The 24,072-nt window shown below is 40.2% G+C and carries 24 protein-coding genes; 4 read left to right on the top strand and 20 right to left on the bottom strand.

Annotated elements, in window-relative coordinates; translation table 11 throughout:
• Positions 1–104: 104 nt before the first annotated feature.
• From J4N25_RS12060 to ubiE, 20 genes are all read right to left on the bottom strand, one after another.
• Positions 105–2,000: an amidophosphoribosyltransferase gene (locus J4N25_RS12060; RefSeq protein ID WP_207422452.1), complete on the bottom strand. Its 1,896-nt coding sequence runs from the start codon at positions 1,998–2,000 to the stop codon at positions 105–107.
• Between the two features lie 74 nt (positions 2,001–2,074).
• Positions 2,075–3,571, bottom strand: a complete 1,497-nt coding sequence (locus J4N25_RS12055) for an NADH-quinone oxidoreductase subunit N (RefSeq protein WP_207422451.1) — start codon at positions 3,569–3,571, stop codon at positions 2,075–2,077.
• Entirely contained in the window at positions 3,572–5,170 is a 1,599-nt protein-coding gene (locus J4N25_RS12050) for a complex I subunit 4 family protein (RefSeq protein WP_207422450.1), read from the bottom strand. It lies immediately after the preceding gene.
• The gene (nuoL, locus tag J4N25_RS12045) at positions 5,167–7,224 is read right to left on the bottom strand and encodes an NADH-quinone oxidoreductase subunit L (protein WP_207422449.1); all 2,058 of its coding nucleotides are present in this window, start codon (positions 7,222–7,224) and stop codon (positions 5,167–5,169) included. The genes J4N25_RS12050 and nuoL overlap by 4 nt, the downstream gene beginning before the upstream one ends.
• A gap of 1 nt (position 7,225) precedes the next feature.
• Positions 7,226–7,531 carry an NADH-quinone oxidoreductase subunit NuoK gene (gene nuoK / locus J4N25_RS12040; RefSeq protein ID WP_207422448.1) on the bottom strand — a complete coding sequence of 102 codons (306 nt, stop codon included), beginning with the start codon at positions 7,529–7,531 and terminating at the stop codon, positions 7,226–7,228.
• Positions 7,528–8,070: an NADH-quinone oxidoreductase subunit J family protein gene (locus tag J4N25_RS12035; protein ID WP_207422447.1), complete on the bottom strand. Its 543-nt coding sequence runs from the start codon at positions 8,068–8,070 to the stop codon at positions 7,528–7,530. The genes nuoK and J4N25_RS12035 overlap by 4 nt, the downstream gene beginning before the upstream one ends.
• Positions 8,071–8,077: 7 nt before the next feature.
• Positions 8,078–8,665 (bottom strand): 4Fe-4S binding protein, encoded by a 588-nt coding sequence (locus tag J4N25_RS12030; RefSeq protein WP_207422446.1) that lies wholly within the window; start codon positions 8,663–8,665, stop codon positions 8,078–8,080.
• 22 nt (positions 8,666–8,687) lie between these two features.
• Positions 8,688–9,758: an NADH-quinone oxidoreductase subunit NuoH gene (gene nuoH / locus J4N25_RS12025; RefSeq protein WP_207422445.1), complete on the bottom strand. Its 1,071-nt coding sequence runs from the start codon at positions 9,756–9,758 to the stop codon at positions 8,688–8,690.
• 152 nt (positions 9,759–9,910) lie between these two features.
• Positions 9,911–10,471: an OmpH/Skp family outer membrane protein gene (locus J4N25_RS12020; protein WP_207422444.1), complete on the bottom strand. Its 561-nt coding sequence runs from the start codon at positions 10,469–10,471 to the stop codon at positions 9,911–9,913.
• Positions 10,472–10,507: 36 nt separating this feature from the next.
• Entirely contained in the window at positions 10,508–11,038 is a 531-nt protein-coding gene (locus J4N25_RS12015; protein ID WP_207422443.1) for an OmpH/Skp family outer membrane protein, read from the bottom strand.
• Between the two features lie 83 nt (positions 11,039–11,121).
• Positions 11,122–13,674 carry an outer membrane protein assembly factor BamA gene (gene bamA, locus J4N25_RS12010; RefSeq protein WP_207422442.1) on the bottom strand — a complete coding sequence of 851 codons (2,553 nt, stop codon included), beginning with the start codon at positions 13,672–13,674 and terminating at the stop codon, positions 11,122–11,124.
• Between the two features lie 61 nt (positions 13,675–13,735).
• Entirely contained in the window at positions 13,736–14,476 is a 741-nt protein-coding gene (uppS, locus tag J4N25_RS12005) for an undecaprenyl pyrophosphate synthase (RefSeq protein ID WP_207422441.1), read from the bottom strand.
• A gap of 115 nt (positions 14,477–14,591) precedes the next feature.
• Positions 14,592–15,392 carry a type IX secretion system protein PorG gene (gene porG / locus J4N25_RS12000; RefSeq protein ID WP_369410854.1) on the bottom strand — a complete coding sequence of 267 codons (801 nt, stop codon included), beginning with the start codon at positions 15,390–15,392 and terminating at the stop codon, positions 14,592–14,594.
• An 81-nt stretch (positions 15,393–15,473) separates the two neighbouring features.
• Positions 15,474–16,355 carry an NAD kinase gene (locus J4N25_RS11995; protein ID WP_207422439.1) on the bottom strand — a complete coding sequence of 294 codons (882 nt, stop codon included), beginning with the start codon at positions 16,353–16,355 and terminating at the stop codon, positions 15,474–15,476.
• Positions 16,356–16,403: 48 nt separating this feature from the next.
• Positions 16,404–17,066 carry a CBS domain-containing protein gene (locus J4N25_RS11990; RefSeq protein WP_207422438.1) on the bottom strand — a complete coding sequence of 221 codons (663 nt, stop codon included), beginning with the start codon at positions 17,064–17,066 and terminating at the stop codon, positions 16,404–16,406.
• Between the two features lie 4 nt (positions 17,067–17,070).
• Positions 17,071–17,835, bottom strand: coding sequence for an alpha/beta fold hydrolase (locus J4N25_RS11985; protein WP_207422437.1), 765 nt, complete (start codon positions 17,833–17,835; stop codon positions 17,071–17,073).
• Positions 17,836–17,929: 94 nt separating this feature from the next.
• Entirely contained in the window at positions 17,930–18,376 is a 447-nt protein-coding gene (locus tag J4N25_RS11980; RefSeq protein ID WP_207422436.1) for a GatB/YqeY domain-containing protein, read from the bottom strand.
• Positions 18,377–18,464: 88 nt separating this feature from the next.
• Positions 18,465–19,229, bottom strand: coding sequence for an SDR family oxidoreductase (locus J4N25_RS11975; protein ID WP_207422435.1), 765 nt, complete (start codon positions 19,227–19,229; stop codon positions 18,465–18,467).
• Between the two features lie 69 nt (positions 19,230–19,298).
• Positions 19,299–20,045 (bottom strand): type IX secretion/gliding motility protein PorT/SprT, encoded by a 747-nt coding sequence (porT, locus tag J4N25_RS11970; RefSeq protein ID WP_207422434.1) that lies wholly within the window; start codon positions 20,043–20,045, stop codon positions 19,299–19,301.
• Positions 20,042–20,773: a bifunctional demethylmenaquinone methyltransferase/2-methoxy-6-polyprenyl-1,4-benzoquinol methylase UbiE gene (ubiE, locus tag J4N25_RS11965; RefSeq protein ID WP_207422433.1), complete on the bottom strand. Its 732-nt coding sequence runs from the start codon at positions 20,771–20,773 to the stop codon at positions 20,042–20,044. Before ubiE ends, porT begins: the two co-directional genes overlap by 4 nt.
• Before the next feature lie 111 nt (positions 20,774–20,884).
• Here ubiE and yihA point away from each other — a divergent pair, with 111 nt between their 5' ends.
• The 4 genes from yihA to J4N25_RS11945 all read left to right on the top strand — a co-directional run bounded on the left by yihA (position 20,885) and on the right by J4N25_RS11945 (position 24,046).
• Positions 20,885–21,493 (top strand): ribosome biogenesis GTP-binding protein YihA/YsxC, encoded by a 609-nt coding sequence (yihA, locus tag J4N25_RS11960; protein ID WP_207422432.1) that lies wholly within the window; start codon positions 20,885–20,887, stop codon positions 21,491–21,493.
• A gap of 12 nt (positions 21,494–21,505) precedes the next feature.
• Positions 21,506–22,360 carry a UbiA-like polyprenyltransferase gene (locus J4N25_RS11955; protein ID WP_207422431.1) on the top strand — a complete coding sequence of 285 codons (855 nt, stop codon included), beginning with the start codon at positions 21,506–21,508 and terminating at the stop codon, positions 22,358–22,360.
• A gap of 36 nt (positions 22,361–22,396) precedes the next feature.
• Positions 22,397–23,029, top strand: a complete 633-nt coding sequence (locus tag J4N25_RS11950) for a Crp/Fnr family transcriptional regulator (RefSeq protein ID WP_207422430.1) — start codon at positions 22,397–22,399, stop codon at positions 23,027–23,029.
• 81 nt (positions 23,030–23,110) lie between these two features.
• On the top strand, positions 23,111–24,046 hold the full coding sequence (locus tag J4N25_RS11945; RefSeq protein WP_207422429.1) for an NAD-dependent epimerase/dehydratase family protein: 936 nt from the start codon (positions 23,111–23,113) through the stop codon (positions 24,044–24,046).
• The last annotated feature ends 26 nt before the right edge of the window (positions 24,047–24,072 follow it).

Raw genomic sequence — 24,072 nt, 5'->3', positions numbered from 1 at the left:
ATGAAAGAATGAGAGAATGAAAGAATGAGAGAATGAATGAATGAGAGAATGATAGAATGATAGAATAAATCACTCATTCCATCATTCTTTCATTCAGATATTTTCTACACGTAGGCTCTCTGGTTTTTACCTTCTACCCAGTTCATGAAAGCCCGGTTCACAACTCTGTTTCCTCCTGGTGTAGGATAATCACCGGAGAAATACCAATCACCAAGATGTGAAGGACAAGCTGCATGGAGATTATCAAGAGTCTGATAGATCACTTGCACCTCTGCGTTTATAGCTTTTGGAGAGATGATCTGTGTGATCTTAGCTGAGATCTCTTCATCCGTAAATGGAGCATAAATAGCCTTTATGTAGTTCTCTACATCATTTCTATCCATTTTAAGGGATGCCTTACACTTCTCGTACGTTTCCCAAATAATATGCTCTCTGCCGCTTTCCTTTAAAAGCTTGATTGCAGCTTCAAAAGCAACAAACTCGCCCATTCTAGACATATCGATACCATAACAATCAGGATAACGTATTTGGGGAGCCGATGATACAATAATGATCTTTTTAGGACCAAGACGATCTAATATTTTCAGGATACTTTGCTTTAAGGTTGTCCCGCGAACTATTGAATCGTCTATTACCACAAGATTATCAGTACCAGCTTTTACAAGTCCGTACGTAGTATCGTAAACATGGGATACCATATCCTGACGATCCGCGTCCTGCGTAATAAAAGTCCGTAACTTGGCATCCTTGATGGCGATCTTTTCGACTCTCGGAGCCATATTTAACATTTCTTCCAGCTCTTCGTCTGAGATCTTATCTGCTCTTTTAAGAAGGGTATCTTTTTGAACTCGCTTTATATATTTATGTAAGCCATCAACCATTCCATAAAAAGCCACCTCTGCTGTATTAGGGATGAATGAGAAAACTGTGTTCTTAAGATCGTTGTTAACTGAATCAAGAATTTGAGGACAAAGTAGACGACCAAGTTGTTTACGCTCATTATAGATCGCGGCATCACTTCCACGAGAAAAATAAATACGTTCAAACGAACATGACTTCTGAACTAATGGCTCTCTGAACTGCTCTTCAGTGATCACTCCGTTCTTTTTAATAATCAGGGCATGCCCTGGTTTAATTTCTTTTACAGAATCGAAAGGCACATTGAAGGCAGTTTGAATTGCTGGTCTCTCTGAAGTTACTACAACAACTTCGTCGTCTATATAATAATAAGCAGGACGAATTCCTGCAGGATCGCGCATAACAAAAGCATCCCCATGACCAAAGATCCCTTCAATGGTATAACCACCATCCCAGGTTTTAGCCGAACGACGTAGGATCTTGGCAACATCCAAATTATCTGCTATCAGATGGCTGATCTCTCTATTGCTAAAGCCCTGCTTCTTGAATTCATCAAAAAGTCTTTGGTTTTCGTCATCCAAGAAATGCCCTATTTTCTCCAAAACAGTAACGGTGTCTGCTTTTTCCTTTGGATGCTGGCCAAGCTCATATAGTTGCTCCAATAACTCATCAACATTGGTCATGTTGAAGTTACCTGCAATTACGAGGTTACGGCTCATCCAATTATTTTGACGAAGGAAAGGATGGCAGTTCTCTATGCTATTCTTACCGTGTGTGCCGTAACGTAAATGCCCCATCAATACCTCGCCGGTAAAGCTAATATTCTCTTTTAACCATTCAGCGTCCTGCAGCAGATCTCCGGGAATATCTGCAAACTTCTTCTGAACATACTCAAATATTTCGGAAACAGCTGTTGATCCCATCGCACGGTGCCTGCTGATATATCTGTTACCTGGGTTTACGTCAAATTTGATGGTAGCGATACCTGCACCATCCTGGCCACGGTTATGCTGTTTTTCCATCAGCAAATACAGTTTATTCAAACCATAAAGCGACGTTCCGTATTTTTCCTGATAATATGAAAGGGGTTTTAAGAGACGGATGAGGGCGATGCCGCACTCATGTTTAATCGATTCACTCATGACTACTTATGAGTATGCAAAATTACAGTTTAAAACGACAAAAGTGTTATAACATTGAAAGGAAAAAATCATACTTATGCAAGTATTGACGGGAACAATCCTAGTATAAGAACAAGAATTGTAAGCGCTAAAATAACATATGAGATGAAATTCATGGGAACACTAACAGGGAGTTCTCTGTCTGATTCACGCAAGTAGGCATTCAATGGAATTTTGAAATAGTAGAATAGGGAGACTACTGTTGTAATTGCACCTGTTATTAATAATGACAAGACCCAGGTAGAGCCGGAGGATTGATACTTTTCAAAAGCCGAAGTAAAGATGAAAAGCTTTGCTATAAACCCCCCGGTAGGTGGAAGGCCGGTTAAAGAAACTAATATTACCACAAAGCAAAGGATCTCGATCTTTAAAAATTTACCCAGTCCTTTATACTTTCTCACATCATCTACCCCTGCCTTTTGTTCTACCTGGTCTGCAATCATAAAAGCAGCCATATTCATAAGGGCATAAACTGTAAAATAGAAAATTAGAGACCTTATTCCATTCTGATAAATTGCAACAATGGCCATCAACGCAAAACCCGTATGCGCTATTGATGAATAAGCGAGCATACGCTTTATATTATTCTGCCAGATAGCGGCAAAATTACCCAGGATCATGGTAACAATTGCTATGACAGTGATCGTAGTTTCGAAATCAAAAACCTGAACGCCCGTTGCTGCCTTATAACCGTAAAAGGGAACCAGAAATCTTATTAAAATAGCAAAACCAGCGATCTTAGGTGCGGTAGAAAGAAAGGCAGTTACTGGGGTTGGTGCTCCCTGATAAACATCTGGACTCCAGAAATGCAATGGAACGAAAGAAAGTTTAAAGCCGATTCCTACCAAAGTTAAAAGTATTGCAAGTGCTGTCGGAGGTTCAGCGATATGACTTAATTGGGCAATCATATTCCCATCAGACAAACTGATAGTTCCTGTAAAGCCGTAAAGAAGAGACATGCCATAAAGCATAATAGCAGAACATGCCGAGCCAAATAAAGCATACTTCATTGAAGCCTCAGTCTGCTTATTTTCTCCCGAAACGTAGCCAACCATCAGATAAGATGCGATAGACACCATCTCAATGGAAATGTATACCATCAGAAGGTTACTTGCCATTGACATCATATTAAGCCCGATAAGTACCGCTGGAAGAAGCATATACAAATCACCTACACCTTTATTATGCTTTTTAAGGGAGGAATTCCCTCGAATAAAAACGGCAAAAAGGACAGTAACAAACGCAAAAATTAGCTTGAAACTTATTGCTACCTTATCAAGAACAATGCTTCCTGAGAATAGGGACATTCCTTTTTCTACTGACAGGGATTGCTGGTAACTAGTAACAGCTGAAATGATAATACCTGTAAGAGCAATTCCGTAAGAATTTTTGGAGCTCTTTCCGGGAAAGAAAAGATCAGCAACGATAACCAGAAGAAAGGCTATTACCAAGGCAATCTCAGGTAATATAAAAAAGATACCTGATAACGCTTCAGATAATAATTCGGAAAGGTATGGCAGGTATTCGTTCATCTATCGTATGTTCATTAACTGGATCAGCTCCAATACGGAAGCATTCATTTTATCAAAAGCAAGTGAAGGTAAGATACCTAAGGCCAGAGACATCAGAGACAGAGAGGTTAAGGCGAAAATCTCTCTACCATTAATATCCTTTAATTTAGCTTTCCATTCATCGCCTCCCCATAGTCGTGTTTCTCCGAAGAACATTCTCTGAAGTGTCCATAATAGATATGAAGCACCTAAAAGAATGCCGACTGAACCTGCAACCGCCATCCACCGGGGAATTAAACCGTTTATACTTTCGGAATTGAAGGCGCCAATAAGACTGAAGGCCTCTGCGATAAATGCAGAAAAACCAGGGAGTCCGAGTGAAGCAAAAAACGCTATCATAATGAAAACGGTATAGCGTGGCATAATTAAAGCCAACCCACGAAAATTTGGGATTTCCCGGTTGTGGACGCGTTCATAAAGAACACCGACAAGGAAGAATAACATTGATGACAAGAATCCGTGACTGATCATTTGCATCATGGCGCCACTAATCCCTTCTGAAGTAGCAGAGGCAATGCCCAGAAGAACAAACCCCATATGAGATACTGATGAATACGCTATAAGCCTCTTTAAATCTCTTTGAGCAAGAGCATTCAAAGCACCATAGAGTATCGAAACAACTCCTATCAATCCAAGCCACCATGCTGATTGAATTGCTGCATCAGGGAACATGCTCATACACACCCTTAAAATCCCATAGCCTCCTATTTTTAGCAATACCCCGGCAAGAATAATAGAAACCGGTGTTGGTGCTTCTACGTGTGCATCCGGAAGCCATGTATGCAATGGAACAATGGGAACCTTGATCGCGAAAGCTACAAACAACACAATGAATGCAAGGAGCCTTGCCGATACACCAAATATTTCCTGGTTTGCTACTATTGAAAAGATGGAATCCGGAGCATAGTTAGCTGGATTCATCATATGAAGCATGTTGAATGTATGGTTGCCCGACTCTGGATCTGTCACTGAAAAATAGAGTCCGATAATAACCAATAACATAAAGACCGAACCTAGTAAGGTGTATAAGAAAAACTTGATTGCTGCGTATTCCCGGCGTACACCTCCCCACATTCCAATCAGGAAATACAAGGGCAGTAGCATTAATTCGTAGAAAACATAGAATAAGAAGAAATCCAAGGCAGAAAACACGCCCATTACCGCACAGTCAAGAAGAAGAAATAAAGCAAAGAAACCTCTAAGGTTCTTTTGGATGTCCCAACTAGCAAGAAGAGCTACGAGCATCACAAGGGAGGTCAGCACAAGAAAAGGCATCGATAGTCCGTCAATACCAAGAAAGTAATCTATTTCGAGGTTTCCAAGTGCGCCAAGGTTCAAACGAATCCACGGGATCCGTTCCACTAGCTGATACTGGCTCTGGTCGGCAATGCCAGGCATGGTGTTATTGAAATTGATATAGATATAAGCGCTTATTACTAACTGTACCAATACCGCTCCAAGAGCAAGGTACTTATATCGCTGCTGCCATGAGGAGGGTAGCAACAGAATAAGTATACCCGCCACTATCGGAAGAAAAATCAACAGAGAAAGCAAACTCATATAGCCTGGCTAAAATATTTTATAACAAAAAAAGTGAGTAGTATTAATATCATAAACAGGAGATAATGCTGAAGGCGCCCTGTTTGAAAATGTCTTACAAAATTACCTATGGTTTTGGATAAAGACGCCACACCGTTTACAAGTCCATCAACAACTTTCCTATCAAACCATTCAACGATCACAGCTAGTATCATTGCAATCCTGCCGGAGGAGTTTACAATACCATCAACAACCGTCTTATCAAAGGAAAAACTGGAGCGAGCAAGACCCAATACGCCATTTACAATTGCAGTTTTATATAACTTGTCGAGATACCATTGGTTTTGAGAAAACCGGAATAGTCCAGTGTTGGAAAAATCCGGTGCCTTGCCGTTCTTACCATACCATTTATAGGCCACAGCTATAAGTATGATTGCTGCAACTGAAACCACTGCAGGAACGATGATATGATAGGTATCAATAGCAGGTATAGATGATAAATAAGGAAGTCCCTCTACTATCCAGGCATGGCTTGCATGAAGTGGGTTTAAAGAAAATAGAGGGAATAGACAAAATATCGCAAGGACTACCAGTACTGATTTCATTGCTACCGGGGCCTCATGAAGTGAAAATGTTTGATTAAAAAGCGAATTAATACGCAACTCTCCAAAGAAAACCTTGAATATAAGTCGGGCCACATAAAAGGCGGTCATCCATGATGCTAATAAGGCTGTATAAGGGACTATCTTTGCCCATCCACCCATTGCTTCGCCCCACTCGAACGACTGAATCAGGATAGCATCCTTTGATAAATAACCAGAAGTAAATGGAAGACCTATTAAAGCTAATGAGGCCAGCAGCATTGAGATAAAGGTTATTGGCATAAACTTCCTTAAGCCGCCCATGTTTCGAATATCCTGATGGTCAAAGTCCAAGCCCTTTTTATCCTTAAGGTGGTGCATCTCATGTATAACTGCACCTGCTGCCAGAAATAGAAGGCATTTAAAAAAAGCGTGGGTTACAAGGTGAAAAATCGCAGGGGCAACGGCACCTACGCCCATTGCTAGCATCATAAACCCAAGCTGTGAAATGGTGGAATATGCCAGAATTCGCTTTATATCGTTTTGTGTAAGAGCAATAGTAGCAGCCATAAAAGCGGTCGCCCCCCCTACTACTGCTATTACTGTCAAAACAGTCGGGTTAAAGACTGGATAAATTCTGGCAATAAGGAAAACCCCAGCGGCGACCATCGTGGCAGCGTGAATCAGGGAGGAAACAGAGGTTGGTCCCTCCATTGCATCAGGCAACCATGTATGTAGTGGAAATTGAGCCGACTTGGCAGAAGCTCCAAAGAAAAAAGCCAGCCCAGCGACAGTAAGCCAAACGGCAGGCATATTGGTAGAACTAAAATACCATACATCGCCCTGCACTAAAGATCTTTTAAAAAATCCTCCATCACCGAATAGCAAATTGATATCAAGGGTCTGGAATTGCGAAAAAATGATCATAATACCTATAAGAAAGCCCAAATCGCCAAGACGATTCATGATAAACGCTTTTTTATTGGCCTGTACTGCAGATTCCCTTGTGAACCAAAATCCAATCAGCAGGTAAGAGGAAAAACCAACAAGCTCCCAAAACATATAGAGCATTAGCAAATTGTCGGTGATCACCAATCCAAACATGGAAAAACAGAAAAGTCCCAAATATGCCCAATAGCGGAATATGTAAGGGTCGCCCTCCATATACTTGGTTGAGTAAACATGAACAAGAGTGGCAATGAATGAGATCAGCAACAGCATTAATGCTGAGAGATTATTGATGAGAATACCTATTTTAAAGCGCCAGTCACCAATAATAAACCAGTCGAATTGCTCATGAACGGGTTGCTTATTCCAAACATTAAGGAAAACAACTACCGAAATGACAAGACTAGTTGCAATGTTAAGTATAGAAAAGAAAGAACCGCGATCTCTGCTACCAGGCACCAAGAGTATGCCCGCAAATGAAAAAAGCGGTAATAAAGTGGCTATCAGAGCCAGAAGACTTATGGTTTCCTTGGTGAACGTATCCAATTTAATCTCTTAACTTATCTATTTTAGTTGGGTCTATCGTTTTATAGTATTTGTAAACATTTAAAATGATAGCAAGTGATACGGCAACAGCTGCAGCAGCCAATACGATTGCGAACAGCGCAAACACCTGACCGCTCGCCGAGAACTTATCGTGTTTGCTAAAGGCTACAAAATTAAGAATTGCTGCGTTAAGCATAAATTCAATCCCGATCAAGATCATAATTGCATTGCGCTTAGAAAGAACAGCGTAAATACCAATACTAAATAATGCAGCACTAATGAGCATATAATGTGAAAGCGGGATCATATTTTTCGCTCCTTTCTTGCAAGATGGGCTGCACCAATTAGCGCCATTAACAGAAATATAGATACTACCTCAAATGGAAGGAGGTATTTTGTCATTAAGGTAATACCAATATAATGAATTGTATTATCAGAAACCTGCAAGGTATTATTAGCAGATCCTTGTATCCAATCGAGAATATCAACCTGAGCTAACGAAATACACCACAGCAATATCCCAAAGAATAAAAAGGCTGCAAGGATAGCTGGCAAATTATGAATTCCAAACAACTTGGTTTTAAATTGCTCCGGATCATCAAGAATACTTTTGTTTGACAGCAAGAAGGCAAAGATCATCAGTACAAGAACTCCTCCTACATAAATAACCAGTTGGGTTAAAGCCACAAAGTCTGCCAGAGCAAAAACAAAGATCCCTGCCATAGAAAACAAGGTGATAAAAAAGAGGAAGATAGACCTAACCAGATTTCGTGAAGCCACTACGAGTAACGCTGAAAACAACACTACGGCAGCAAACACATAAAAAACTATCTGTTCTAAGTTCATCAATTAATTATTCTCCTTTTTTTGCTTTCATCGCAGCTTCCTTAGCTGCCTGTTTCTCTGCCTGCTGTTTAGCCAGCTCCTGCCTTTTTTCCTCTGCTTCTTCAGGAGTCATGTCCGAGAACTTATATGTCAGTTCAGCTACATTCGTTACTGTCCGGTCGTACTGATTCGTCATTGTTATGCATTCAGTTGGACAAACAACAGTACATAAGCCGCAGTAAAGACATTTGGCCATATCAATGTCGAACTTAGCTGCATGCAGGCGCTTAACTGTTCCATCTGAGGTCTGACCAAGTGGTCCTGTTCCTTTTATGCTTTCTATCTCTATACAATCTACGGGACAGATCTTTGCACAAAGATCACAGACTATGCAATCATCTATCTCTACGTGCAGCTGATATCGGCCCACCTCTGGTATAGGAATCTTCTCCTTAGGATACTGTACCGTAACCACTCCCTCTTGCTCAGAAAAATAATTATCCTTCTTAACATCTAAAGTCTGACGCTTTTTTCCAGCGGCAAGTAGATGCTTCAAGGTAAGTGCTAAGCCCTTCCAGGCAGTAACAAAAGACGATATAGTGTTCTTAATAGTCAATTCTAAATTCCTTATCTCTAATCTACATCACTAACAATCTCCAAACTCCAGAGATCAGCATACACAAAAACGCAAGTGGAGTTAAAACTTTCCAACAAAGGTCCATCAGCTGATCAACACGCAAGCGTGGTAAGGTCCAGCGTATCCACATTTGAACAAATACCACCAGTAAAACCTTGACGACTATCCAAAATATTCCCCAGGCAGTCCCTGTGGTCCAATCAGCCAGCGTTACAGAGCCTATGTTAGGCAGCGGAGTATTCCACCCACCAAGGAATAACAGAACTCCAAACATCCCCACCAGGAACATCATAGAGTATTCGCCGAGGAATACAAAGGCAAATCGAATACCTGTATATTCAGTATGAAAACCGGATACCAGCTCCGACTCAGCCTCCGGAATATCAAAGGGAGCGCGATTACATTCTGCGAGGGATGCTATAAAGTAAATAACGTAAGCTATTATCAGATGAGGTGCCTGAAAAATATTCCACGCAAAGATGCCACCAATTTCTGTTACATCCCAAAACCCAAAGAACTTAGTTGTTTGATCTGTCAGTATTCCCTGAAGCCTTGATATTTCCTGCAAATCGAGACTCTGAGAGATCATGACAGCAGATATAATAGCTATTCCGGCGGGAATTTCATAAGATACCACTTGCGCCACACTACGAAGAGCTCCAAGTAAGGAATACTTATTATTTGACCCCCAACCTGCCATAAGAATCCCAACCGACTCGACTGAGACGATTGCGAAAACGTAAAAAACACCGAGATTGATATTGGCTGGAATAAGATCAGGAGCCCAGGGTAAACTCGCAAATCCCATATAAACGGAAATAAATATGATAACAGGAGCGACAACAAATAGTACTTTGTCTGCAGCAGCCGGAATGATAAATTCCTTCTGCAACATCTTCAGGATGTCAGCTAGAGTTTGCAGGCTTCCAAACTTTCCCGTTTCCATTGGCCCCAGTCTATCCTGTATAAAAGCAGAAACTTTTCTTTCTGCATATACCGCAAAGAGGGCAAATAACGCAGTAAAAGAGAAAAGCAGTATTGCTACGAGGATATATGTAACGAAAAAGTTCAATTCTGAAATTTGGGCCAAACTTACGGAATCGACAGCAAAAACCCTGAACTTTATTGATTATTGAAAATAAGATGATAGAAGGTATAGGTTACAAACAAAAACAGCGGAGATGTCGTCTCCGCTGCTTTTGTTATCGAAAGTTTTAACCTTGCTTATTTCTTTGGTGCAGCTGCTGTAGAATTAGCAGAGATACCTAATTTCGCCTGTACTAATTTAAGAATATCGTCGCCGCCATCGAAAAATACTACACCTGGTTGTGATACGTCAAATACGTAAGCGTAACCTTTTTCTTTTGCTACTGCTCTAACTGCGTCTTCAGCCTTTTTGTATAATGGTTGGTATAACTCTCCATTTTTAGCTTGAAGCTCTTGTTGAGCTTTTTGCTGGCCTTCAGTGATACGCTTTTCCATATCCTGGATTTCTTTAACCAACCCTTCCAGCTCTTTTCCCAAAGTTTCTTTGTTTGCCTCACTTAGATTACGAGCTTTTTCCTGGTATGTAGTGATCTTTTTCTGACGCTCCGCATCCATTTGTTTGATCACATTTTCTTTCTGCTCCTGGAAAGTTTTAAAAGCTGCATCTGCTGCTTTCATTTCAGGCATTGACTGTAATAAAGTACCTGAATCGATATGTCCTAACTTTTGTGCATTAACTGAAGTGCCCGCGAAAAATAATCCAACTGCAACTACCGCTACTTTAAATAATCTTTTCATTCTGTCTTAAAAAATAAATTATGTTGTTCTAAACTCTTACTTCGCTAAAGTACCTGGCTTGTAGCCCAGGCGCGTAATAACATCATTACTCTTATCTAAACGTAAACTTGCGTAAAGCATTATCACGTTACTGTTTTTATCAAAAACCATATCAAGTCCGCCGTTCTCCGCTACAGCTTCTACGGCTTTTGCTACCCTTTCTTGTATTGGTTTTACCAATTTTACACGCTGCTGATATAGCTCCCCCTCAAAGCCGAATTTCTGTCTTTGAAACTCTTTGGCTTCTTTTTCCCTTTCCACAATTTCATTCTCACGTCGTTTACGCATCTCGTCGGTCAAGAGCACCTGATCTGCCTGATAGGCTTTGTACATCTTTTCAACTTCCGCGAACCGGCCATCTACTTCTTTTTGCCATTGCTGCGATAAGGCATCCAACTGCTTTTGAGCCGACAAATATTCGGGTATGTGTTTAAGGATATACTCGCTGTCTACATAAGCAAATCTCTGCGCAAAAGCTGAAAGCCCTGAAATTAGTGTAAAGCAACAAATTAATAAAATCTTTTTCATCGAATTCTCCCTTTATACTAGGTTTATTTCTTCTTATGATTGAATTAGAATCGAATAGTTTAATTGCAATCTTATATTTCTTATTAGAATCCGCCGTTTAACTGCTGAGCAATACTGAAGTGGAATTGCCCCTTGTTAGCATCAGGTAATCCAGGAATTTTATCAAAGCCATACCCGTAATCAATTCCAAGAAGACCAAAGATTGGAAGGAAAATCCTTGCACCTATACCCACGGAACGACGAACATTAAATGGCGTGAAATCTTTGAAACGGTCCCAGGTATTACCACCCTCGGCGAAGATCAATCCGAACACCTGGGCCTGCTGACTTAATGTTAACGGATAACGAAGTTCGAGAATATATTTATTGAAAATAGGGCTACCTGAATTTTGGGCGATCGAAGGATTTGAACCTTCAGGTATAACTGCGTTATTCTGATACCCACGCAAGCCAATGATCTCCGATCCCTGAAGGAAGCTATAACCTTGCATTCCGTCACCTCCTAATCTAAACCTTTCAAACGCAGAAGGACCAACAGCTTTGTTATACATTCCCAGGAAACCAAATTGTGCCTGCGCCTTAAGCACTAACTTACCTGCCATACGCTGATACCACTGCGACTCAAACTTCCACTTATGGTACTCGGTAAACTTATACCTGTCTTTTGCCTCAGCAGCCTGATAATTGATGTTATTGAACAATGAATAAGGCGGGGTAGCCTGAACAGTGAAACGGATATGCGATCCTGAAGTTGGATATACAGGTGCATCTACAGAGTTCCGGCTAATTTGCTGACTTATATTAAAGTTATAAGAAGTACCTGTATTAAAGAGAAACCCTGAATAATTTCTTAATTTATACTGTTCGAAGTTAGCAGCAGAATTCAATTGAAAATAATCATCTGGCCATTTCAATCTCTGACCCAGACTGAAGGTGACACCATTCAGACGTATTCTTGGATCAGTAGGACTTGTATTATTAGAATAAAGACTTGTTCCGTAAGTACTAAGGGATGTAAAAGCACTAATACCGAAATAAACAGGCTTTTTCCCTCCCAACCAAGGCTCAGAAAAAGAGAAGCTGTACGATTGATAGTATTTTCCGTTTGTCTGACCGCGTATACTTAATTTCTGACCATCTCCTTTTGGAAGTGGTTTCCACTCTTTTAAATTGAATAAGTTACGCGCCGAAAAGTTATTAAATGTTAAACCGAGGGTACCGATGATGCGACCGCCACCAAAACCTCCGGACAGTTCTATCTGGTCAGAAGGCTTTTCAGCCACTGTGTACTCGATATCTACTGTACCATCTGCAGGGTTGGGTATTGGACGAACGTCGGTCTTCTGCTCATCAAAGTTTCCAAGTTGTGCTATCTCACGTGTTGTACGAACTACAGCTTCTTTGGAAAACTTCTGACCCGGTTTAGTACGGATCTCGCGAATAACTACTTTGTCGTGCGTGATATCGTTACCTTTCAAAGAAACCTTGTTGATCGTATATTGAGGACCTTCGAAAATCCTTAGTTCAAGGTCGATAGTATCTTTACGAACTCTGGTCTGAACCGGATCCACATTGAAGGTTAGGTAGCCGTTGTTAAGATATACTGATGAAACATCATCTCCGTTCTGACTTCCACGAAGTTTCTTTTCAAGCTTCTCTTCACTAAATACATCACCTTTTTTAATACCTAACATATTCATCAGGTACTCTTCAGTGTAAACAGCGTTTCCGGCAAATGTAACGTCGCCAAAATAGTACTTAGGCCCTTCATAAACTTTTAGAGCCAGATTAACAGTTCCGTTATTATTCTTGATCACTGTATCACTTAAAAGTTCAGCATCTCGGTAACCTTTGGCCTGCATTTTAGCAATCAGGTTACGTTTATCCTCCTCATACTTATCCTGAAGGAATTTGCTGGAACGAAGAATATTTATTGGAGACTTTTCCTTCGTCTTTTTCATGAACTTTTTCAGTTCCCGGGAAGAGAAGGAATCATTTCCAGCGAATTTAATATCGCTGATCTTAGTCTTTGACTTCTTATCTACCTTAATCTCAAGAATAACATTATTAGGGTCGGCTGGGTCTTTCTTTTGGTTAAAGCTCACTTCAGCATACAAATAACCCTTCTCATTGAAGTACTTTTTAATAATAGCAGTACTGTTGCTTAAAAGAGCTTCATTAACGATCTTACCCTTCTTATCATTTAACTTTTCACGAATATCGTCTGCTTGACCTTTTTTCAAACCAACCAGATCAATCCTTGTTAAACGAGGACGTTCAACAACTGCAATATCAAAAAAGATGGAATCATCCTTAATTTGGGTAACGTTAAGCTTGACATCATCAAAAAGACCTTGGGCCCAAAGATTTTTTACAGCATTTGCGGTTGCATCGCCTGGTACTTCGATCCTGTCGCCTGGAGTTAACTTCGATATTTGGATCAGAATGTCTTTATCAAGGTTCTGTGTCCCTGTAACGCTAATCCCCCCAATCACATATTCCTTTGGGTTCAAATAGCTTATTTCATCATTGCCTGTAGTAGGTCTGCGTGGCCCTTGTTGCATTGGCCTTCCAATCTGACCGAAAGCTACAGTGCTAAATACGATAAGATATAAAGTAATTAAGTATCTATTCATTTGGATTTTCAACGTCGCTAAAATAACTTTTACAGATGTTAAATGGTGTTAAAAGAAAAATTTAGTTCACTTGCTCGCTGGTCATTCCGAAGCGTCGTTCTCTTTTTTGGTAATCTAAAATTGCTTCATACAAGTCTTCGCGCCTGAAGTCCGGCCAAAGTTTTTGAGTGAAATATAACTCGGCATAGGCTATTTGCCATAACAAGTAATTACTTATTCTATATTCACCACTAGTGCGGATCATTAGTTCAGGATCAGGAATATTTGCTGTAGACAAGGAATTTGAAAACACCTCTTCATTAATATCCGCCGGATCGAGCACTCCTAATCTAACTTGCTCTGCAATTTTTCTGGTAGCCTCAACAATTTCTGCCCTCGAGCTATAGCTTAACGCAAGAGTTAGGGTACAACTTGTATTCCCAGATGTTTTTTCAATTGCTTCCATCAATTCCCGACGACATCTTTCCGGTAATAAGTTTAAATTTCCTATAGCATTTAAACGAACTCCATTCTTCATTAGTGTTTTCGTCTCTTTGTTTATTGTAGCAACAAGCAACTCCATCAGCGCCATCACCTCTAGCTTAGGACGGTTCCAGTTCTCAGTAGAAAATGTATATAAGGTTATATAAGGTATCCCCGCTTCAACTGCACCCTCAATAACATCCCGTACAGCAACAACACCTTCATGATGGCCGAAAACGCGTAGCTTGCCTTTTCCTTTGGCCCATCTTCCATTACCGTCCATTACAATCGCAATATGTTTCGGTAACTTATTCTTATCTAATTGTTCCAGTAAACCCATCTTGTTATTAAGCAGAAAAACCCTTTTTGGTGAAAGTATTATTTGTTTATTTGGGGCGTAAAGGTAAGAAACTTAGTGAGTTTTCGATCAAGAAAAATATTTACGATATGGACATCTAATAAGCTACAACAGGACAGCCGTTCTTAAAAATAGAATAAGTAAGCGAAAGGCCAACAAACATATAAGAATCACGGCTCCTGTTATCTCCTCTCTGGGAATAAGGAAAGCCTATTTTTATTGGTGCAGAGCGATCCGCTAAATCCATTGTTATTGGAGATGATTTGGCAGGATCAGGGTATGTTTTGCTAACATCATCCAGGTAGTCTGAAAAAGCCGTCCTATATCCAGCTTCCGCGATTAGGCTCCAGTTCCCTTTTACGTTGAATTTAACACCAGCGCCGAACGGTAATGTTACTGCGTAATTCCGGTAGGGTACTGAAGGATTCTGCCCCTCAGTTCCATAATTTCGCAACTCATAGGTTTCACCATTCATTTCTGTTTTGGGATTAAAGCCAACCAAACCTAGTCCGGCAAAAAGGAATGGGGTATATAATTTCTTACTGCTAGAAGGGACATAATTGAAGAAATTGAACTCGGTTTGCAAGCTGACTTCAGTAAGTGCAGAATAAAAGTTCAGATTTCTTTGTCTGGCAAAGGGATCACTTGAATCTGCATCATAGGCTTCTACCTTTCCGCGGGTTAGCGCTAGTTTGAGAGCCCAATAAGGGTTAAAGCACCGTTTAATCTGAGCGCCAAAAGCCAGGTTATTAACTTTAAGAGGATTCACCGGATTTAGGTCTCCCATATACGCTGCCCCTCCAACAAATCCACCCAGATCCCAACTTTGGGCAAAGGAACGTACAGAGAATAACGACAAAATTAAAAACAGGAAGACAAAAGGGTAAGCTTTAAACACTCTCGCTAGTTTGGGAATTGTTAACAATACTTCTTTAAATCAGATTAGCCCCAAAATTGTTTGCTACTTAGATACGGGAACTTAATAATTACGAGTATCTATACCCCAAAGCAATTTGTTCCTTAACGTAGATAAGTAACTTTCATTATTCAGACGGATCAAATTAATTCTGAAGTTAGCGCGTTTTACACTAAACTTCAATGTACTGTCTATTACTTCAGTTCTGGAATCGCAGGATAGAAGGTACTTTGAACTTCTTCCCTCCAGCTCAAAAGACAGGACATTTGAATCAGAAAGAATAACAGGTCGCACGTTAAGATTGTGAGGCGAAACCGGGGTAATGACGAAATTTCCCGATTGCGGAAATATTATCGGGCCGCCGCAGCTAAGAGAGTAAGCGGTCGAGCCAGTTGGCGTTGCCACGATCAGACCATCCGCCCAGTATGAGTTTAGAAACTCGCCATTTAAGTAGGTATGAATGATCATCATCGCAGAATTATCTCGACGATGAATAGTAATATCATTTAAAGCGAAATTTTCATCTCCGAAGACATTTGTTTCTGAATGAAGACTGAGAAGCTCGCGACTATCTAAACTGTAATCACCCTTTATCAGACATTCTATTGCGGAGTTGATATTGGATTTACTAATACTGGCAAGAAAGCCGAGGCGGCCAAGGTTTATTCCGATAACAGGAATGCCTGAATCGCGAAGTAATATTACTGTATCAAGCATGGTCCCGTCTCCACCTAAGCTAATCATAAAATCAGCATTACCTTTTATATCAAAGTAGCTTTGAAAGGTTTGGAGTGGCTTGGGATAGAAAACTTTACCCTTAATAAATTCTGCAAACTTGTCGTAAACCACAGGTTCGACTGCAAATCTCATCAGACAATCAAATACCTGCTGAACGTAAGGGAGTGTGGTATTACTGAACTCTCTGCCGTAGATTGCAATCTTCATGCTTTAATATTTACTATAGATTGATGGATGATAATTTGACGGTCAAAACTACAAGTTCAGATAATTCATCAGCTGATCATATCTCCCGGAAATTGTATCATCAGCCTTTATATCGTTGTACGTAGCAATAACGCTATAATCATATCTGATAAATGATGCAACAATTGAGGAGATATCTGTTCTGTTAACTTTTACCGTTACTTCAACGCGCGTAGAATCAGCAAATGAGGTAAGATATGAGCTTAAGATACGTGCATTGTTTGACTCCACAATCTGAGCTATGTGAGCCAGGGAATTATTTCGATTATTAATTTCTAAAACGATAATGCCACCGGGTTCTTTTACTGAAGTTATGGAGGCAAAATACTCCACCATTGAATTGATAGAAACCACCCCCAAATAGGCTCGGTTATCGTCTACAACGGGAACAAGACTAAGGCGCTTCTCGTCAAATAGCCTTATTACGTCGTAAATATGCTGCTCTTGACCAACTGAAGTATTGTTCAATGAAAGATTAATACCAGCGATAGATCCGGAGTAATCGTGAGCTTCGATCAGATCATTATCGGAGATTAAGCCAATAAAAAGATCGTTCTCGACAATAGGCATATGGTTAACACGGAACTCTGCCATACGTTCTATTACCTTCTGAATACTGTCAGAAGTTTTAACTGGTGGTATAGCGTCTGATATAAGTTCTCGTGCAATCATTCCATTACTTTAAAAGTACCCTGTCTAAAAACTTTCTTAAATAAACAATAAATTCCTCAGGTTGTTCCATCATAGGTGCATGTCCGCATTTATCAATCCAATTCAACTCAGAATTAGGAAGCAATTGATGAAATTCCTCTGCAACCTCTGGAGGAGTTACTCTGTCGTCTCTGCCCCAAATCAGGCAGGTTGGTATCGTGATCTTGTGCAAATCTTTTGCCATATTATGTCTGATAGCTGATTTAGCCATCGCCAATATCCGGATCACTCTATTACGGTCGTTTACAACTCCAAAAACTTCGTCTACCAATTCCTTTGTGGCAAACTTGGGGTCGTAGAAGGTGTAGGCAACTTTTTCTCTAATAAAGTCGTAGCTTTCTCTTCTTGGGAAAGAACCCCCAAAGGAGTTTTCGTATAAACCTGAACTACCGGTTAACACCAGTGTTTTTACAAATTCAGGATGGCTTAAAGTAAAGATCAACCCTACGTGCCCACCCAAAGAATTACCTAAAACATTGATATTCTGCAGCTTCTTAAACTTCACAAACTTATGTACGTGCTTTGCAAGAGTAGTTACTCCAGTAGTAAGCAAAGGCAATTCATAAATGGGAAGGAGCGGAATTACCACCCTATACTTTCCACTAAACTGGTTTGTAACATCCTCCCAATTACTTAGCGCACCAAATAATCCGTGAAGAAGTAAAAGCACTTCGCCTTCACCCTCTTCTATGTACTTAAATCCGTTTTCTTCTTTAACAGCAAAACTCATCGTTTCTCAACAAACGTTTGTCTTATTATGTATAGATTATTTTTAAATAAAAGTAAGCTTTTCATACTTCATTAAAGCATGTACTTCACAATTATTAAGAAAGCAGTTCTTTTACGACCTCAGATATTGTCTTCCCGTCTGCTTTTCCAGCCAGTTCCTTGTTGGCTGTTCCCATTACCTTACCCATATCCTTCACGGACGAAGCTCCTGTTTGTGCAATGATATTTTTTATAAAAGCTACTAATTCTTCTCTTCCTAGTTGCTTAGGGAGAAATTCCTCAATAACTTCTAATTCTTCAATTTCTATATTATAGAGATCCTGCCTGTCTTTACTTTTATAAATGTCTGCAGATTCTTTACGTTGCTTTGCAAGCTTTTGTAAAACCTTAATTTCGTCATCTTCTGTGATAGCGGAAGATACCCCTTTTTCAGTTTTTGCCAGTAATATAGCAGCTTTAATAGCACGAAGTCCACGCAATCTGGCCTCGCTTTTTGCTAACATCGCTGCTTTTATTTCCTGATTTATTATTTGTTCTAACATGTTCTTTTATAATTAATGAGTGAAGGATTAAAGATAGAATGACAGAAGGAATCCTAAGCGCATAATATTCCCTCATCCTATCCTTCACTCATTCTGTTATTCTTTTAATATTTCCTGCCGTAGCCTGAGCTGTTGGCATAATTAATAGATCACTAATATTAACGTGAGCTGGTCTTGATACAGCAAACCAAATAGTTTCAGCAATATCCCGGGCCGTCAAAGGGTCAAATCCCTGATATACTTTTTTTGCCCGTTCTTTATCTCCTTTAAACCGAACTTCTGAGAACTCTGTCTCTACTGCTCCTGGATGAATTCCAGTTACCCGTATATTATAGGGTAGTAAGTCGATTCGCATTGCTTTGTTTAAAGAATCAACAGCGTGTTTTGTAGCACAATACACATTACCATTTGCATATGTCTCTTTGCCTGCGATTGAACCAAGATTAACGATGTGTCCGCTCATCCTTTCTACCATCCACCCTGAAACAACCTTGGTAACGTATAGGAGACCTTTGATATTCGTGTCTATCATTGTGTCCCAATCACCGAATGCCCCATCTTGTATGGGCTCTAAGCCCTGACTCAATCCAGCATTATTTACCAATACATCGACCTTCTTCCAATGTTCCTTAAGGGCGTCTAACTGGTCTTTAACCTGACTGCTATCTCTCACATCCATGGTTAAAGCTACTACATCCACTCCGTAAACTGCTTTCAATTCGTGAGATAGCTTTTCTAAGCGATCTCTACGTCTGCCTGTGATGATCAGATCAAACTTTTGCTCTGCGAAGATCCTTGCACATGCTTCTCCAATGCCTGAAGTTGCTCCTGTAACTAACGCAATTTGTGCCATTGTCAAGAAATTGAAAGGCCGAAATTACTATAAACCCCGCAAAGGTTCACTAAAATTAGAAAGTTTTACTTATTCGAAGTACAAGCTGAACTGAAAACTCCGCAAAAAGAGCCTGTCCAGGGGCTTTGTATAAGGATTGGGCTTCTCATCGTTCTTTAAGACGTTTCCGATCGACTGAGAAAACTTTATTTCGGGAGACATTTTGAAATATTCGAAATATAGGTCGAAACCTATCCCTGTCTCCCAGGATAAGAAATTGGCTTTATTTTTCACCAATTTGTTAATATCTGTCAACTCACTGTCGTCAATCTTCTTCTTGGAAATGATATCCATGGAATATTTTGCACCACCAAGGATATAAGCACGAAAGTTCCCTCTCTGATCCGATTTCAGTTTGATACCTAAAGGAAAATCTACCAATGTTGACTGAACTTTTTTCTGCTGAAAATTCTTAGGGTCTCGGTACTCATAGTTTAACATTCGATCTGTGAATACCAAAAGAGGAGTAAAACGAAGATTGGCATGACTGGCTATCTTTAAATCTGAAACGAAACCTAAACCAAAGCCGGGAGTTTTTGGTGAGCTGACACTCATTAAACGTTCATCTGTCCCTGCAGGAATCGGTTGCGGCGTATCGGGAGATGTGTAAAGTGTATACCAATCAGGTTTCTTATAGATCTTATACTCTGCACTAACGTATTGAAAGGTGAATCCGAAATGCAAAGGTTCATCGTCCACACCTCCTCCGTTATTTTGTGCCCGGGAAATTAGAGACAAAAACAAGAATATAGTGAGGAAGCTGGTAAATTTCGTCATTTAATACCGGTGTATATGGAACAAATTCCAAACGCCAGAGGACGGTTTTTAGTTTCCCTATAGCCAACTTTTTCCATCAGCTCAGTGAATCGCTTCCCGTCAGGAAAGGCCTCTACTGATTCAGGGAGGTATTTGTAAGCACTATTGTCTTTAGAGAAGATCTTACCAACAGCGGGGGTAACATAGTGAAAATAAAAACTGTAGAGCTGTTTGATCGGAAAGGTACGAGGCTTTGAAAACTCCAGAATAACAGCTTTACCTCCAGGCTTCAGCACCCTTAACATATCTGATAAACCTTTCTCTAAATTTTCGAAGTTTCTTACACCATATGCTACCGTTACCGCATCGAAAGAACTATCATCGAACAGTAGCTTCTCCGAATCGCCCAATCTCACTTCGAACTTGTGCTGAAGTCCCCTTTTAAGGATCTTCTGCTGGGCAATATCAAGCATTCCCTGCGAGATATCCACCCCTGTTATCTTCTCTGGTTTCAAGATCTGTAAAGCTTCAAAGGCAAAGTCTCCAGTACCTGTGGCTACGTCAAGAATGTTCTGGGGCTGATCCTTCTTCAACTCCCCTATCGCCTTTTTTCTCCAAATGATATCAATTCCAAGGGATAGGAAATGATTGAGGAAATCGTAGGTTTTGGAGATGTTATTGAACATCGTGGCTACCTGCTCTTTCTTTGTGGCTTTATCGTCGTTATATGGCGTAACTGTTTGGGGCATACTGCTGCAAAGATAGGCTTTTGCTAATGAAGTGAGAAAGCTAGCCTGTTGGAAAGTTAGCCCTAATTATGAAAATTGATGGCTCCTATTAAAATACCTACCTTTGCAACAATGCAGATACGTACAGCTGAATTTAAATGTAGTAATACCCGGACGGATAAACTTCCTGCACCGGCACTACCAGAATATGCTTTCATTGGGCGATCCAATGTTGGCAAGTCCTCTCTGATCAACATGCTTACTCAGAGAAAAGGATTAGCTAAAACGTCCCAGACTCCGGGTAAAACCCAACTTATAAATCACTTCCTGATTAATGAGAAATGGTATTTGGTGGACCTTCCGGGCTATGGATTTGCTAAGACATCACGAACCAACCGCGGTGAATGGGAGCGCTTTATTCGCTATTATTTAAAAAATAGAGAAAATTTGCAATGTGTATTTGTCCTGATAGATAGCAGGTTGGAGCCTCAGAAAGTCGACCTTGACTTCTGCTCCTGGTTGGGCGAGCAAGGAATTCCCTTTGTCCTTGTTTTCACGAAAGCAGACAAGCAAAGTAAGTTAAAAACAGAACAAACGGTAAGTGCGTTCAAAAAAGCTATGCTTCAATACTTTGAAGAAGTACCCCAGGAATTTACTACTTCTTCTGAAGAAAAAACCGGAAGAGAGGAACTTCTTGCATTTATTGAAGACGTTAACTCCCGGTTCGTATCTCCTATTTAACACCAGTAAACAATGAAGAAATATCTTAGTCTTGTTCTTTTTGCCCATACCATATTTGCAATGCCTTTTGCTTTTATTGGATTTTTTCTGGCTTTGAGCACAACAGATTATACTTTCAGCTGGATTAAATTAGGGCTTATGATCCTTTGCATGGTTTGTGCAAGGAACGCAGCCATGGCTTTTAACCGTTATTTAGACCGGGATTTTGACGCAAGAAATCCGAGGACCGCTGTAAGAGACATCCCTGCTGGCCGCATAGCCGCTAAAAGTGCATTGTTTTTTACGTTGTCGAACTGTGTACTATTTATCTTCACCACTTACTTTATCAACACTCTTTGTTTTTTTCTTTCGCCAGTTGCCCTTGCTGTCGTATTAGGATATAGCTACACAAAAAGATTTACTTCGCTTTGCCACCTGATTCTTGGAGTAGGCCTGGGACTAGCCCCCCTTGGTGCTTACTTATCTATTACCGGCGAATTTGCTATACTTCCTATTTTTTTCTCACTAGCTGTAATTTGCTGGGTGAGCGGTTTTGATATTATCTATTCCTTGCAGGATGATGAATTCGACAAGAGTGTCAATCTTTATTCCATTCCCGCTGTCCTGGGCCGAAAGAAAGCATTGATGGTTTCCTCGGCACTTCATGTCCTTTGCGTGATTTTCATAACAATCCCCCTTTTTGCGGCCGATTTGGGAGGGTTCTACATTGCAGGAATTGCCTTTTTCATCGGGCTTCTAATTTACCAGCACAGGTTGGTTAAGCCTGATGATTTAAGTAAAGTCGGACTGGCATTTGGAACTACCAATGGTATAGCATCCGTAATTTTCGCAGCATTTTTCCTTTTGGATATTTACTTCAGGAAGTAAGATCTTTTTTAACTTAGAGTAATTAATCTTCTTCTTATGCAAAGACCAAGTCAGCTTCAGCTACTAGTTTATAGAAAGTACCTTGAACAATTTGTCGTTTACACAGATGAACAATGGGAGATTTTCAGCGAAGAATTGCAACTTAGGAAAATAAAAAAGAAAGACTTTCTGTTGGAAGCTGGAAAAGTATGCAATGAGGTGGCCTTTATTTTACGAGGTGCAGTAAGATACTATCATGTTAAAGACGGAGAAGAGATCACTAATTATTTCAGCATGGAAAACGAAATGGTAAGTGCTTATAAAAGTTTTTTAACTCAAAAACCTTCTGCAATTTATATCGAAGCCATTGAAAACACTCAAGTGATCATTTTCAATAAAAAATCACTTGAGAAACTGCTGAACAACGAGCAAATAAATTTGAAGATGGAGCGATTTGGACGTATAGTAGCAGAAACGCTTTTTTGTTGTTATGATGATCGGCTAACTGCCTTTATTATTGAAAGCCCCGAAGAAAGATACCTGAATCTGCTTGAAAGTGGCAGCAGGATACTAACACGGATTCCTCAGCATTATATTGCTAATTACCTTGGTATAACTGCGGTATCGCTTTCACGGATACGTAAACGAGTTTCGAACCCCCATAAGGAGCTCAAAGTAGCCTTCAATTAAAGCTACCAGTTTTATTATCTTTTGTTAACGTTTCGCATCCTTTAGTCACACTAGCTTTGTATCGAACTAGAACACAAAGCAATGCATACTATTTTAGGAGCTGGTGGCCCAATAAGCAAGGCTCTGGCAAAGGAGCTGGCACAATCAGGAATTAAAGCAAATCTTGCATCAAGAAGAGAAATTAAGACACGTCCGAGCGAAACCTGGATCAGGACAGACCTATTGAATGAGAAGGATGTTCTTAATGCAACCAAAGGATCAGAGGTTATTTATTTATGTGCAGGGTTGGTATACGACAAAAGGATATGGAGAGAGCAATGGCCCGTGGTAATGCAAAACGTTATTACGGCAAGCAAAGCCGCCCAAGCCCGGCTTATTTTTTTCGACAATGTCTATATGTACGGAAAAGTAGATGGACCGATGCTTGAAAGTACTCCCTACAATCCATGTAGTGAAAAAGGCGAAGTAAGAGCCAAAATAGCTACCAGACTCATGGAGGAAGTAAAAGCAGGGCATTTACTGGCAAGCATCGCGAGGTCAGCCGATTTTTATGGTGCTACTGATACAATGAATAGTTTCTTCGATATGATGGTACTTGATAAATATTCTAAAAAGGAGAAGGCAATGTGGTTAGGAAACCCGGAAACGCTACACTCCTTTACTTATGTTCCGGATGCAGGAAAGGCGATGTTTCTACTAGGACAGGAATCAACAAGTGACAATCAGATCTGGCATTTACCTACAGCAAGAGCAATAACAGGAAAAGAGTTTATAAATACCGCTGCTGGTATTTTTAAGGTAAAACCTTCTTACATGAAAGTGAACAAACTTATGTTAAGGGCCCTCGGCCTTTTCAATAAAGCGATAGAAGGCACTGTGGAGATGTATTACCAGTATCAGCACAACTACCATTTCGACTCATCTAAATTCGAAAACCACTTCTCATTCCACCCAACCACCTACAAGGAAGGCATTGAGCACCTTTTTTCAACTTATTACAAAGCGGAAAGAGATTGACAACAAGATGAGCTTTTTTTGGTTTA

The organism is Desertivirga brevis (assembly GCF_017355835.1).
This window is presented reverse-complemented; position numbering and strand designations above follow the sequence as displayed.